This is a genomic window from Rhodoferax antarcticus ANT.BR (genome assembly GCF_001938565.1).
Taxonomy (GTDB): domain Bacteria; phylum Pseudomonadota; class Gammaproteobacteria; order Burkholderiales; family Burkholderiaceae_C; genus Rhodoferax; species Rhodoferax antarcticus.
This window is the reverse complement of record NZ_MSYM01000013.1, coordinates 484,726-497,303: the sequence shown is the minus strand read 5'-3', so window position 1 is coordinate 497,303 and position 12,578 is coordinate 484,726. Positions and strand designations below refer to the sequence as shown.

General features: G+C 61.7%; 12 protein-coding genes and 2 pseudogenes. 8 read left to right on the top strand and 6 right to left on the bottom strand.

Going from position 1 to position 12,578, the window contains the following annotated elements; all coding sequences use genetic code 11:
- Positions 1–526 precede the first annotated feature (526 nt).
- From BLL52_RS11110 to BLL52_RS11085, 6 genes are all read left to right on the top strand, one after another.
- The gene (locus BLL52_RS11110) at positions 527–1,447 is read left to right on the top strand and encodes an extracellular catalytic domain type 1 short-chain-length polyhydroxyalkanoate depolymerase (RefSeq protein ID WP_075587206.1); all 921 of its coding nucleotides are present in this window, start codon (positions 527–529) and stop codon (positions 1,445–1,447) included.
- Between the two features lie 53 nt (positions 1,448–1,500).
- Positions 1,501–2,367, top strand: coding sequence for a YihY/virulence factor BrkB family protein (locus BLL52_RS11105; RefSeq protein WP_075586717.1), 867 nt, complete (start codon positions 1,501–1,503; stop codon positions 2,365–2,367).
- Positions 2,368–2,439: 72 nt separating this feature from the next.
- A complete protein-coding gene (locus tag BLL52_RS11100; protein WP_075586716.1) occupies positions 2,440–2,961 on the top strand; it encodes a hypothetical protein in 522 nt (173 codons plus the stop codon).
- Positions 2,962–3,008: 47 nt separating this feature from the next.
- Positions 3,009–3,239 (top strand): hypothetical protein, encoded by a 231-nt coding sequence (locus BLL52_RS21020; protein ID WP_075586715.1) that lies wholly within the window; start codon positions 3,009–3,011, stop codon positions 3,237–3,239.
- Positions 3,236–3,949: a fatty acid desaturase family protein gene (locus BLL52_RS22140; protein ID WP_075586714.1), complete on the top strand. Its 714-nt coding sequence runs from the start codon at positions 3,236–3,238 to the stop codon at positions 3,947–3,949. The genes BLL52_RS21020 and BLL52_RS22140 overlap by 4 nt, the downstream gene beginning before the upstream one ends.
- A gap of 7 nt (positions 3,950–3,956) precedes the next feature.
- Positions 3,957–5,309 carry a DUF2254 domain-containing protein gene (locus tag BLL52_RS11085; RefSeq protein WP_075586713.1) on the top strand — a complete coding sequence of 451 codons (1,353 nt, stop codon included), beginning with the start codon at positions 3,957–3,959 and terminating at the stop codon, positions 5,307–5,309.
- 56 nt (positions 5,310–5,365) lie between these two features.
- Here BLL52_RS11085 and BLL52_RS11080 read toward each other — a convergent pair.
- Positions 5,366–5,968, bottom strand: a pseudogene (locus tag BLL52_RS11080) (GTPase); the annotation flags it as partial.
- Between the two features lie 230 nt (positions 5,969–6,198).
- Here BLL52_RS11080 and nhaC point away from each other — a divergent pair.
- Positions 6,199–7,707: a Na+/H+ antiporter NhaC gene (gene nhaC / locus BLL52_RS11075; protein ID WP_075586712.1), complete on the top strand. Its 1,509-nt coding sequence runs from the start codon at positions 6,199–6,201 to the stop codon at positions 7,705–7,707.
- Between the two features lie 156 nt (positions 7,708–7,863).
- On the opposite strand, the gene BLL52_RS11070 is transcribed toward nhaC, so the two are convergent.
- Both BLL52_RS11070 and BLL52_RS11065 read right to left on the bottom strand, forming a co-directional pair.
- Positions 7,864–8,160 carry a TonB-dependent receptor gene (locus BLL52_RS11070; protein ID WP_075586711.1) on the bottom strand — a complete coding sequence of 99 codons (297 nt, stop codon included), beginning with the start codon at positions 8,158–8,160 and terminating at the stop codon, positions 7,864–7,866.
- Positions 8,161–8,342: 182 nt separating this feature from the next.
- On the bottom strand, positions 8,343–8,747 hold the full coding sequence (locus tag BLL52_RS11065) for a TonB-dependent receptor domain-containing protein (protein ID WP_075586710.1): 405 nt from the start codon (positions 8,745–8,747) through the stop codon (positions 8,343–8,345).
- Positions 8,748–8,784: 37 nt separating this feature from the next.
- Between BLL52_RS11065 and BLL52_RS22135 the strand changes: the two are divergent.
- Positions 8,785–9,166 (top strand): annotated as a pseudogene (locus BLL52_RS22135) (IS91 family transposase); the annotation flags it as partial.
- 313 nt (positions 9,167–9,479) lie between these two features.
- On the opposite strand, the gene BLL52_RS11055 reads toward BLL52_RS22135, so the two are convergent.
- The 3 genes from BLL52_RS11055 to BLL52_RS11045 all read right to left on the bottom strand — a co-directional run bounded on the left by BLL52_RS11055 (position 9,480) and on the right by BLL52_RS11045 (position 12,551).
- Entirely contained in the window at positions 9,480–10,391 is a 912-nt protein-coding gene (locus tag BLL52_RS11055) for a patatin-like phospholipase family protein (RefSeq protein ID WP_075586708.1), read from the bottom strand.
- 76 nt (positions 10,392–10,467) lie between these two features.
- Positions 10,468–11,064 (bottom strand): YHS domain-containing (seleno)protein, encoded by a 597-nt coding sequence (locus tag BLL52_RS11050; RefSeq protein ID WP_241839128.1) that lies wholly within the window; start codon positions 11,062–11,064, stop codon positions 10,468–10,470.
- Between the two features lie 56 nt (positions 11,065–11,120).
- Positions 11,121–12,551 carry an ATP-grasp domain-containing protein gene (locus BLL52_RS11045; RefSeq protein ID WP_139313369.1) on the bottom strand — a complete coding sequence of 477 codons (1,431 nt, stop codon included), beginning with the start codon at positions 12,549–12,551 and terminating at the stop codon, positions 11,121–11,123.
- Between the last annotated feature and the right edge of the window lie 27 nt (positions 12,552–12,578).

Below are 12,578 nucleotides of genomic sequence, written 5' to 3'. Positions count from 1 at the left end.
GACTTTTTTCGAGCCAATGTTCGGCACCGCACAGTCCTACGGAGCGCGACAACCTAAGCTGGACATTCAAAGTGGGCACCCAAGCAAAGTGTGCCTGTCGTTCCTTAGACATCGCCGTCTCGGCAGAAAGCTTCTATGAATCGCATCATTTGGATCGTCGGTGTCGTGGTCATCGTCATGTTCATTTTGGGCTACGTGGGCATGGGCTGATCGGTCCCTGCCCAATTGGAAGACCAGCGCAGAACCATAACGTGGACGCCGACAGGCTGCTTGCTCATCGGAAGCGTATCTCCGCATGGCTCCTGGTGGTGGACCCCTTGATCATCTTTGCACGCACGAGACCTGCCGACGAGGCAGCCCAGAAGAAGATCGCGCAAGTGAACGCCTTCGCTAGAAACGGCTGTCGAAGGTGGTTGGGCGATGCCTGTCGTGGCTGCGGTACATCAGCAAGCCGAAAGTGCCGACATAGGCCGTCTTGAAGTCATCTCGCATAGTGCCCCCCCTAACCAAACAAAGGAGCCCACTGATGGCATCTTCGAAGCCTGTTGGCAGCAACTTAACCGTCGTGAGGAAGTTCGGTTCGGACCCCGGATCGCTAAAGGAAGAAACATACGTACCCGATAACTTTAGGAAAGGTGCCCCGCTCGTCGTCGTTTTGCACGGTTGCATGCAGACTGCCGAGGGCTACGACCACGGATCAGGCTGGTCCGCCCTCGCAGACCAGTATGGTTTTGCGCTGCTCCTTCCTCAACAGAGACCCTCCAACAACGCGTTGCGCAGCTTCAACTGGTTCAAGTGGGGCGATAGTCATCGCGACGGGGGAGAACCCCTTTCCATCCGCCAGATGATCAAACAGGTCGTCGAAGAACACGGTGTTGATCCCGATCGCATCTTCATCACCGGCTTGTCCTCTGGTGGCGCCATGACATCGGTGATGCTGGCCACCTATCCAGATGTGTTCGCGGGCGGCGCCATCATTGCCGGGCTTCCATATCGAAGCGCCAACACCCTGATGCAAGCCCTTTTTCGAATGAAGGGATATGGCGGGCCCTCCGACTCGAAACTGGAGGCCCTGGTGCGCGACGCATCGGAGAACGTCAAAAACTGGCCAACGATCTCCGTTTGGCACGGCAGCTTGGACCAGACCGTGGATTCTTCCAATGCCGATGCAATCGTTCGGCAATGGCAGGGGATCCACGATGTTGAGGGTCCGCCGACGCGGACCGAAACGGTGGATGGCTATCCACGGAAGGTCTGGTGTGACGCCAGCGGCCGTGAAGTCATCGAGGAATACAACATCACCGGAATGGGACATGGCACGCCGCTTGAGACCGAAGGCGCCGAGGGCGTCGGTGCCAGCGGCGAGTACATGCTTGAAGTCGGCATCTCCTCGACCCGCCACATCGCGCACTTCTGGGGCTTGAGCGCCGTTGAGCAGACGGTATAGCGCTGATTCAAAAAGGCAAGTGAATCTCCATCAGATCAGGCAGGAGAAGACGGATGACAACGCTTGCGACCAGCAAACAGTTTCTGAAAGAGCTGTACCAAGAAACCCAAGACGACAACATCCTCAACGGGTCTGCGGTGCTGGGCTTTTACCTGATGCTGGCGATCTTTCCCGCGATGATCTTCGTGCTGGCGGTGATCCCTTATTTGCCGATCGCGAACGTCGATCAGGCCATCATGAATCTGCTGCGCCAGGCCCTGCCGGCGAGCGCCGCCGAGATGTTCACGGGTGTCGTTCAAGAGGTCACACAAGAACAACGCGGTGGCCTGCTTTCGTTTGGCTTGCTCGCTGCGCTATGGGCCACCTCCAGCGGCATGTACGCGATCATGCAGCAGCTCAACATCACCTACGGCGTCAAAGAGGGGCGTGGCTTTCTGCGGGCCCGGCTCGTGGCGATCTCGCTGAGCCTCTTGTTTGTGGTGCTGGTGGTGGGCGGCTTCTCGCTGATCGTTCTGGGCGGCCAGATCCAGGAATGGCTGGGCGCGCGTTTCAATATCGGCGGCGCGCTGCTGGCATTCTTCACGGTCTTTCGCTGGATGGTCATCCTGGCCGCGCTGCTGCTGGCGTTCTCCCTCATCTACTACCTGGCCCCGAACGTCAGGCAACGCTTCAGGTTCATCACGGCGGGCAGCGTTGTCGGCGTGGCGGTGCTTCTGGTCGCCTCGCTGGCTTTTGCCCAGTATGCCCAAAACGTCGGCACCCTCGCCTCCACCTACGGCAGCGTTGGTGCGGTGATCATGCTGATGCTGTGGCTCTTCATCGCAGGCCTGGCCATCCTGTTTGGCTCGGAAATCAACGTGCTCATTGAACGACGCTCCGGCAGCAAGCAGAACGCCGTGCAGGCGATCGCGTTGAAATGACAGTGCCCGGCAGATCCAGGACTGAGCAGTGCGAACCAGTCCTTTCAAAGCAAGGCATAAAGGAGAACCCGTATGAAAACATCCATCACGCGTGCACTTTTGCTGCTTGTGCTGCTGGCACCGGTCGGCGCTTGGTCGCAGCTCTCAAGCAGCCCGATCCCCGATTTCACGGCAACCGCCCTGACTGGGGGAAAAGTCAGCGCCGCCCAGTTGATCGGCCAGCCGACGATCCTGATCGTCACGCCAAGCACGGATGCCGCCAAGGACACCCGCTTGTGGGTCGAAGCGCTGCGCAGGAACATCGACCAGAGCGGGGTGCGCATCCGAGACGTGCTCGCGATCGACCTGCCGTTTTTCATGAGCGAGGAAGACGCGATCGGCAAGGCCAAAGAAAAAATCCCGGCGCGCTACTTTGACCAGACTTGGATCTTGAACGAGTCGAGCCTCGAAAACGCTTTTAACATCCCGCGCGACAGTGCCAAGGCATTCGTGTTCGTGCTGAACACGCAGGGCAAGGTCATCGCGCGCGTCGAGGGCGAGCCGAACGACGCCAAACTCAGCGAGGTGGAAAAGGCGGTCCGCTCGACCAAGTAACACTGCACCCGCAAACCACGCTGAATCATTGAGAATTCCCGATATATATGACCGAACTTCTGGCCACACTGCAAGATGCGCTCTTCGACTGGCTCGTGCACGGACTTGGCAGTTTCAGCGGCTGGCAGATCGTCGCCTATACGCTCGTGACAACGCACATCACGATCGCCGCGGTCACAATTTTTCTGCGCCGCAGCCAGGCGCATCGCTCAGTCGAGCTGCATGCGCTGCCTGCACATTTTTTCGATGCTGGCTCTGGCTCAGCACCGGCATCGTGACACGCAAATGGGTTGCGGTGCACAGAAAGCACCATTCAGCCTGCAAGACGCCCCAGGACTCGCACAGCCCGCAGACCCGGGGCACCGCCGCCGTGCTGCTGCGCGGCAGCGAGCTTTCTGCGGCCGCTGCGGAGGACCAACACATGCTCGACCGTTTCGGCACTGGGACGCCCGACGACTGGCTCAAGCGTAAGCTCTACACGCCGCACAGTTTCCTCGGCGTCGGCCACTGGAGCGGGTATCGCGACTTCGAGACCGCTGACGAGAGCCGCAACATCTCGCCCTGGGGCATCGTGATCGGCGGCGAGGAACTGCACAACAACCATCACACCTATCCAACTACGGCGAAGCTGTCGGTGTGCCGCCATGAGTTCAACTTCGGCTGGGGCTGCATCCGCGGCCTCGAAATGCTGGGGCTGGCCACCGTGCGCCAGGTCCGGCCGCAGTTGCGGCTCGGCTCGACGCGGCCAGTGCACCCAGGTGTCGTGCGCGCTCGCGCAAAGCCTGACGCTTGCCGAGCTGGTCGCGATGCGAGAACAACTGCAGCAGCTGTGCAAGCCCTCGGGCGCGTCCGGCGATCAACTTGTGGCCGATCTGCAGGCCTGGCTGAAGATGGACGAGCAGCGCGTCTGTTCGAGAATTTACGCTGTAGGGATGGCCCGTTCAGCGTCGGCATGGGCGCTTCGTTCGAGGCCAACCGATTGAAGTGAGGCATTCATGAAAGCATTGCTGCTGAAATATTGGGATCGCCTTCGATCCAGTTTGTGGTTCGTACCAGCGGTCATGGCGTGCTTGGCCGTGGCACTGGCCATCGGCGCCGTCGAGCTTGACAAAGCCGCACTCGACAAGGCCATCGATGAGGGCTGGATGCAGCGCCTAGGCTGGATTTATTCCGGTGGCGCCGAAGGTGCCAGCCTGCTGCTGGGCACCGTGGCCGGGTCGATGATCGCCATCGCCGGGACGGTGTTCTCGATGACGCTGGTGGCGTTGTCGCTCGCCTCGTCCCAGTTGGGCCCCCGCCTGCTGCGCAACTTCATGCGCGACACCGCCAACCAGGTGGTGCTGGGCACCTTCGTGGCCACCTTCGTGTACTGCCTGCTGGTGCTGCGCACCATCCGGCGTGCAGACGAGCTGGCCTTCGTGCCGCATCTGTCCGTCAGCATTGGCGTGATGCTGGCCATGGTCAGCATCGGCGTGCTGATCTATTTCATCCATCACGTCTCGGTCTCGATCCAGGCCGATGAGGTCGTGGGACGGGTCGCCAAGGAACTGACGGACGGGATTGACAGGCTGTTTCCCGGCCACTTGGGCAAGCCTGGATCGGAAGTTTCAGAAGGGCCAAGCGAAGCCAGCTTGCCGGAGGCGTTCGCAAGCGAGGCCCGCCCTGTGGGCGCTCTCGAAGACGGCTATCTCCAGCTGATTGACGCCGACGCCCTGATGGCCTTGGCCGACGAGGAAGATTTGCTGCTTCGCCTTGAGCGCCGGCCCGGGCACTACCTCGTCAAAGGGCGGGCGATGGTGATGGTCTGGCCAGGGGACCGGGTCACTGAAACGCTGGTCGACAAGATGAACGCCGCCTTCGTGCTCGGCAACCAGCGCACCGCCGCCCAGGATGTCGAGTTCTCCTTCCTTCAGTTGGTCGAGATCGCCGTGCGGGCACTGTCCCCGGGCATCAACGATCCGTTCACCGCGATCGCCTGCGTGGATCGACTCGGGTCGGGTCTGTGCCGTCTGGCCCGGTGCGACATGCCGTCAGCCCTGCGGTTCGACTCTCACGGGCGGCTGCGTCTGGTGGCGCCGGGGCCTTCGTTTGTAGGGATCGCGGACGCGGCCTTCAACCAAATCAGGCAAAGCGCCCGTTCGAACCCTGCAGTGGCGATCCGCATGCTCGATGCCATCACCCAAGTTGCAGGACACGTGCAAAGTGCGCCGGACATGGTCTGCCTTCAGCGCCACGCCGGCATGATTGTCAGAGCCGCGCGAGAAGCTGTCCCTGAACCGGACGATCTGCTTGACGTCGAGACCGCCTTCATGGTGGCGACGCAGGCGCTGCGCGATCTTCACGACTGACACAACGACGGGAGTGAGACTCGCCGAACTGGCATCGTTCAAGGGGAGGCCGATCTTGGCGCAGATGGCTTTTCGGCAAACGCCGTGAGCCGGTTTAGAAACGGGTTGTTCTCGAAGCCGTCTTCGGCCACGTTGGCCACGAACGTCGCGGGCCTGGCCGTGATCAGGAAGAACTGAGCGAGCTGCTTGACCGATTCCTTGTCGCCCGAGCGCGCTGTCTTGCTCACGCGGTGGATGGCTTTTTCCACCGCCGCCAAGTCGGCCAGGCAGAGCTCGGTCAAGATCACCTCGATGTCGGCGATCGGGTCGACCTTGTTGGCCACGTGGATCACGTTGTCGTCTTCGAAGCAACGCACCACGTTGACAATGGCGTCGGTCTCGCGGATACGGGCCAGAAACTTGTTGCCCAGACCCTCGCCGGTGCTCGCGCCCGCCACCAGAGCGGCGATGCCCACAAATTCCACGATGGCCGGCACCACCCGCTCCGGCTCCACGATGGCAGACGGCTGCGCCAGCCGCAGATCGGGCACCTCGACCACGCCGGTATTGGGCTCGATGGTGCAGAAGGGGTAGTTTTCTGCCGTGATACCCGCCCTGACCAGTGCGTTGAAAAGGCCGGTGGTTGCTTGCGAGGTGGTGCTGCGGTGGCAAACCCTGATGTGGACACCCCTGAGTGCGCTATCGCACAGACGCTGGCCCACACAGCGCAAATCATGGGCCGTCTGATGACAGTGGCAGGCATTGGCTTTCTTACAGCGCTACAAATTTTTTCAAAACGCGGCGTTCCCCAACCCTGGCGGATGCGCCAACACTGCACTGAGCCGGACCCACACGAGACAGCTGTCCTTCTTGACAGTGATGCACAGCCAAAACTGCAAAGGACCCAGCGATGACCGAAGCCACAAAAACCCCCACACAAACCCTGCCCTCGCTGCCTCTGGCGCTGCTGCCGGTGTTGCTCACCTTGGGCCTGCTGGCGGTGCAGCTCTTCTATTACAACGACTTCACGCCCCACATCCCGCTGGCCATCGGCCTGGCGATCACCGCGGTGCTGGGTGTGGTCAGAGGCCAGAAATGGCCCGACATCCGCGAGGGTGTGTTCCATGTTATCCACGTCGCGCTGCCGTCGATTGCGGTGCTGATCGTCGTAGGCATGATCATCGGCGTGTGGATCGCCTCGGGCACCGTGCCCACGCTGATCTACTACGGGCTCACGCTGCTGAACCCGTCGATCTTCCTGGCTGCTGCCATGGTGCTCTGCGCTGTCGTCTCTTTGTCGCTGGGCACGAGCTGGGGCACCGTGGGCACGGTCGGGCTGGCGCTGATGGGCATCGGTGCCGGCTTTGGCATTCCGATGTATTGGACCGCCGGTGCCGTCGTCTCGGGATCGTTCTTTGGCGACAAAATCTCCCCGCTGTCGGACACCACCAACCTCGCCTCTGCCGTCACCGGCGTCAACGTTTTTGACCACATCAAAAACATGATGGCGACCACCTTGCCGGCCATGCTGATTGCGCTGGTTATCTACCTGGCGGTGGGCTTTCTGGTGATCGAGCCTGTGGAGACCTCTTTCGGCGCGATTGAAGCGATCACGACGGGGCTTGCCACGCGCTTTCAGATCAGCTGGATTGCGCTGCTGCCAGCGCTGCTGGTGGTGACGCTGGCGCTCAGGCGCATTGCACCGCTGCCAGCGCTGTTCTCAGGCGTGGTGGTGGGCGCGCTGGTTGCCATTTTTTACCAAGGCGTGGGGCTGCACGATGTCTTTACCTTTGCGCAGTCGGGCTTCGCCATCGACACTGGCGTGGCCGAGATTGACAAGCTGCTCAATGCCGGCGGCATCCAGTCGATGATGTGGACCATCTCGCTGATGCTGATCGCACTGGGCTTTGGCGGCGCGCTGGAGCGCACCGGCTGCTTGGAGGCGATTATCCTGAGCATCATCTCCCGCACCAAGGGTTTTGCTGCAGTCCAAGTTTCGGCGATCGGCACCTCGTTCGCGACCAACCTCGTGGCGGGCGACCCCTACATCTCGATCGCGCTGCCTGGGCGCATGTACGCGCCCCTTTACCGCGGCATGGGCTATTCCACACTGAACCTGAGCCGCGGGATTGAGGAAGGCGGCACGCTGATGAGCCCGCTGATTCCGTGGAACGCCGGCGGCGCCTTCGTCATCAGCGCCCTGGGCCTGGGCATCATGGACGGCCAGCTGGTGAACCTGCTGTACATCCCGCTGGCTTTTGCCTGCTGGACAGCGCCCCTGATCGGCATGCTCTACGCGGTCACCGGCTGGTTCTCGCCACGCGCAAACGACGAGGAGCGGGCAACCTGGAAAAAGAGCAACGAGGACATCATGGATCTGTCGGACCACGAGCACTTGGTGACGGCCGCGAAGAGCTGACCGGCTGCGCGGATCTCAAGCGTGCAAGCGGATCGGTTAGCGCAATCTGTGGGCTGGTCCTGACCTCAGCGAGCCAAGTGCTCCAGGTGTTGCCATGAAGGATTTGCTGGAAAGCATGTTTCACTTGGACCTGAACTGGGACTTTGAGCGCAACCTTTATTGAGCCCATTCAAAACCGCCGCGCCAGGTCCAAGCACCGGTCTTTTGTTCGAAACGCGCGGCCAGGCCCAGCAGGGTGTATGCCTTGGCCTGGGCGCTGTTGGCATCGTCGGCAAACATTCGGCCGGTGCGCCGGGCCTCCAGCGTGAACACGTCGCCGATGCTGGTAGCGAGGTCTGGCGACCAGTCCACCTGCGCAAACAGCTGCTGCTCCGGTATGTCCGGCAGGCGGTTGCCGGCGGGGATGCTGGCGGTGCCGCTGCGGATGTGCCGGCTGAAACGATTTCGTCGCACGTGCAGATGTCGAACAGCGTGGCGTTGCACAGGCCCGCCGCGCTGCGCCCGCGCAGGCCGAACTCGGCGCTGGTGGTGCGCGAGGCGATAAGGTCGGTGTTGAACCCGGTCCCTCCGTCGGTGCGGTAAGCGGCTTCGTTGAGCGTGGGCGTCTCCAGCCCGCGACCGATAGCGGCGTGGGCCTATAACTGGGGCGCAAGTTGCCAGCGCACACCGACCACGGGCAGACAGCCGCTAAAACGCGTCGCGCCGCTCTGGTTGCCGTTGGCCAGAAACACTTCGTCTGAGCTATAGCGGGCGTTGACACGGCGCAGGCCGCCCTCCAACGTCCAGTCTTCCCGTTGCCAGGACGCTCGAAGGTACGCGTCAAGCGTGGTGGCGCGGTTGGTCTCGTCGGGCTTGAGTCTTCCCGGCACGCCCAAGGATTGGTTGAGCGGTGAGCCGACAAAGTTCTCAAAGCCCTGGCGCAGGTCGGGCTGCCGGTCACCCGCAAGGCCGGCGCTCAGATTGAGCTGCCCGCTGCGCCACTCGGTCTGCAAGCGCCAGCGTGCGTTGAAGCCCCAGTAGTCGCGATCGAGATCGATCACGCCGGCGCCGTTGCTGGCCGATGCTTGCGCGCCGCGCGGCGCTGATCTGGTTTACCGCTGTGGCAAAGGCCACACAGAGCCGCTGCAGTCCGATAAGTACTCGGGTGAACTGGTGCTCACACCCCTGGAGCTGATCAACCGCATCGCCCAATTGGTGCCGCCAGCGCAAGTGGTCGAGAACAGCCCCGTGGTCACGCCTGCAGGCGCCAGAGCCCCACCTGAGCCACAAGCCACCCCCAAACCTCGCCCACCATCGCATGACCTGTGGGCCGCGCTGGTTGCGCGTATCTACGATAGTGTTCCCGCTGATCTGCCCGATGTGTGGGGGCCAGATGCGCATCATTGCCTTCACCACCTTCACCACCTTCACCACCTTCAGTGCCGACATTCACAAAATTCTGGAGCACATCGGAGTCGACCCCGGCGCTGATGGGGCGCAGATTCTGGGGGATTCAGACTGTCATTTCAGGAAAACCCCGGTTTTCCAGGACGGTTTGGGGTGCGATACTTGGCCTCATGCGGTTGGATGTCCTATCCGTCATACTGGGGTACCAGAAATCGTCAGCCGCCCCAAGGACCAACCTGGCTAGCGGTTTTGGTGATTCGGACGGCTTTGATGCGCTTTCCAAGCGGGTGAAAACCGGATTCTCATGTCCCCAAAACTTTCCAACTACCAACAAAATCTGCGCGAGCACATGCCTGTGCGACAAAGCAATCTGAACCCAATTAAATTCATTGCGAACTATGCAACCTCAGCAAGGGCTTCGACTGCAAAAGGGTCTGGCGGTAACCCGCTTCAATGGTGCGCTCGCGGTACTCGCGGCTGACCCCGGTGTAGTAACCAAATTCAGGGTGCAGCACCAGATCGGCGTGGCGGGCGTCTGCCTCGGTGAGTGCGCGTTTGCGCAGGTCTGATTCACGGTAACTTTCGGCACCCGGCGGCGCCTGGTCTTCATAAGCTGAAGCGTCGATGGCCAGCACACGCTGCGCGCCCAGGCTTTTGGCCAGGCGCACCGGCATCGGGCTGACGAGGTCGGCGTCGAGGTAAGTCTGGTCGCGAAGTCGCACCGGCGCCAGCTGGCCTTCTATGCTGCACGCGGCCTGCACCGCCAGCCCGGCGTTACCCCAGTTGAAAGCGATCAAAGTGTTGCTGCCCTGGGCCAGCGCCACTGCCGCAAACGGCGTGGGAAAGTGCTGCAGGCGCCTGCCCGCTGCCGCGTCGTTGACCAAGTCCGCCACGCCGGCGACATTGATCCAGCCCGGACCCATGATGTTCAGCCGAAACAGGCTGATGACGCTGGCCTCCAGCGCCAGCGCTGTCATCTGCGCCATGGGCATGCCCGCTGCATACAAGCCCCCCACCAGCGCACCCACCGAACTGCCTACCACCAGATCGGGCGTCAGGCCCAACTCATGCAGTGCCTTGAGCACGCCCACATGCACAAAGCCGCGCGGGCCGCCCGAACTAAAGCACCAGGCCAGCGGGTAGCTGCGCCCGGTGTTGACCTGAGCCGGGGTGTCGGCGTCTGCCAGCGGGGATTGAGCGGGTTTGCCACCACGCTCCTCCTCAGTTTCCAGCGAACAACCACCCAGAGCGGCGGCGGCACCACAACCCAGAGCAGCCAGAGACCCGCGCCGATTCATAAATTTGATAGCTGCTCGCGCTTACTGCACAAGGGCCAGAGGGCAATTTCGCTTATAAAACAGGCCACCCTGACGATCAGGGCTTGGCCTTGGCGGCGGCGACCAGCTTGGCGAGCTCGTCACCGCTTTTGTAATGCGGCACCCGGAAAACCATGCGTTTGAGGCGCTGCAGGTGGCTGTTGCTGCCCTTGACTTCTTCGGTCCAGTATTTGTCGGCCAGCGCCAGGTTGGTCTTCTCATCCAGCTCAAACGCGTCTTTGGACCCTTGTCCGCCAAACACATACAGCTTGCCGTCGATCAGCTTGAAGGTGTTGGCGTCGCCGCCCCAGGGAATGCCATATACCAGGCCGTTGGCGCAGTAGCCGCCGTACTGCGGCAGATATTTAGCGGGCTCTTGGTCAAACAGCGCCTTGGTCTGGGCGCTGGCGAAGCGAAAGTCAACGCCCTCGTAGCTGCTGCGAAACTGCGGGCTGCCCTGCTCATACTTGCCCTGGGTGAAGTAGGCGGTCACGTCAGCGCCCTTGAGCAGCAAGCGCGCTTCGGGGTTGTCGGACACGGCATTGACCGGACGGTAATTGCCCGACGGGTTTTGCGCCATCATGGCGCCGCAGCCCACCAGCGAGGTCAGCAACGCCACAGCCGCTATGCGGCGCAACCAGGACATGGGTTTCATAAAATTGTCTCCTGAAAAAGGGATTGGAAGGTGGCGCAAGGGTAGCAAAAAGTGCCTCAAGACTGGCTGGTCAGTGCCAAATGGCCACTACGGGGGGCACCGTCAGCCGCCTTGTCAGAGTGCTTTTCCAGCGCTGCCTCAGGCAGCTCATCATGCGCCACTGCCGGGTTGTCGGCATCAGATTCGGCACACGGCTCAATATCAGGCTCGACATACGGCTCAGCATACGGCGCAGGCCAGCCTAGCAGACGACTGGCATCCTCGCAGTCACGCCGCAGCGCTGTCGCATCGACCGCGGCCTGGTGCACGATGGCGTAGCGGTAGCTGCCCAGCCATTTGAAATCACGCGCGATCTGGCTCGGTGTTTTGGGAAACTCAAACAGCAAGGCATCAGGGTAGGCGCCCAGCAAGGCTTCTTTTTGCGCGGCGGTGGGTTGGCTCACCTGTGTATCGATTGAGAAACTGCGGTAAACGAAACTTGCCGCAGCACCCGCGCTGGGCACCGCCAGCGGCAAGGTGGCCGGGTCTTGTCCGTGGGCCAAGGCCAGCGCGTAGCGGTGCAGGTCAATACCGCGCACGCGCAAATACAGGTCAGAAAACTGCGCCGCCATGCGTGGATTGAATTCGATCACCGTCAGCCGGTCGGTGGCTTCGTCGTAAAAGAATTCCATGTTGAACAGGCCGTGGGTAAAGCCCACATGGGTTAGAAAACGCCGCGCAACCTCCAGCGCGCGCTGCTGCAGGGCTTCGCGCAAGCGACTGGGGTACTCAAACCGCATAAAGGCCTGGGTGCCGGGGTAGTGGATGGCGTCCACCACGCCCAGAAGGCGCACATCGCCCGCAAACACATAGCCGTCCAGGTTGTATTGGGCGCCGCCCACCGGCTCTTCCAGCAGCAGGTGGTGGGCGCTACCGGCTTGGGGCAGGCGCGCTTGCGAAATGCGCTCAAACGGCTCCACCAGATGCCGGATCACCCACAGTTCCCAAAAGCCAAAGCGCGTGTGCGCGTGCAACTCGGACTGGTTTTGCACAGTGCGCGCCAGCACCGAAAACGCCGCTTTCACCGGCTTGACAAACGTCGGGTACTGCAGGCCGTCAGGCACCGGGGCGCCATAGTCGGCGTCCAAGGGGGCAAAGTCGCAATTGGCCTCAGGGCAGACTTCTTGCAGCATTTGCCGCGCATACAGCTTGTGCTGGCAGGCCAGCACCGCCGCCACCGACGTGCCCGGCCAGCCCATGCGCTCGGCCAGCAGCCCGGCGGCCAGCGCGCCAAACTGCTCGTGGTTGGAGACCACCGCTGTCCAGCCACGGCGGCGGGCCTGGCGCGCCAGCCGATCCACAAAGCGCTGCAAATCAAACCCCACCAGATGCGCGTTGCTTGGAAAGTTAAACAGATCAAAACCTGCGGTTTCAAAAGGATAGCTGGGCGCGTTGCGCGCAAAACCAACCTGATCCCAGTCGTAGTTGAATAAAACCAATGTGCTCATGCAGCGTTCATTCATCGTCCAGAAAAG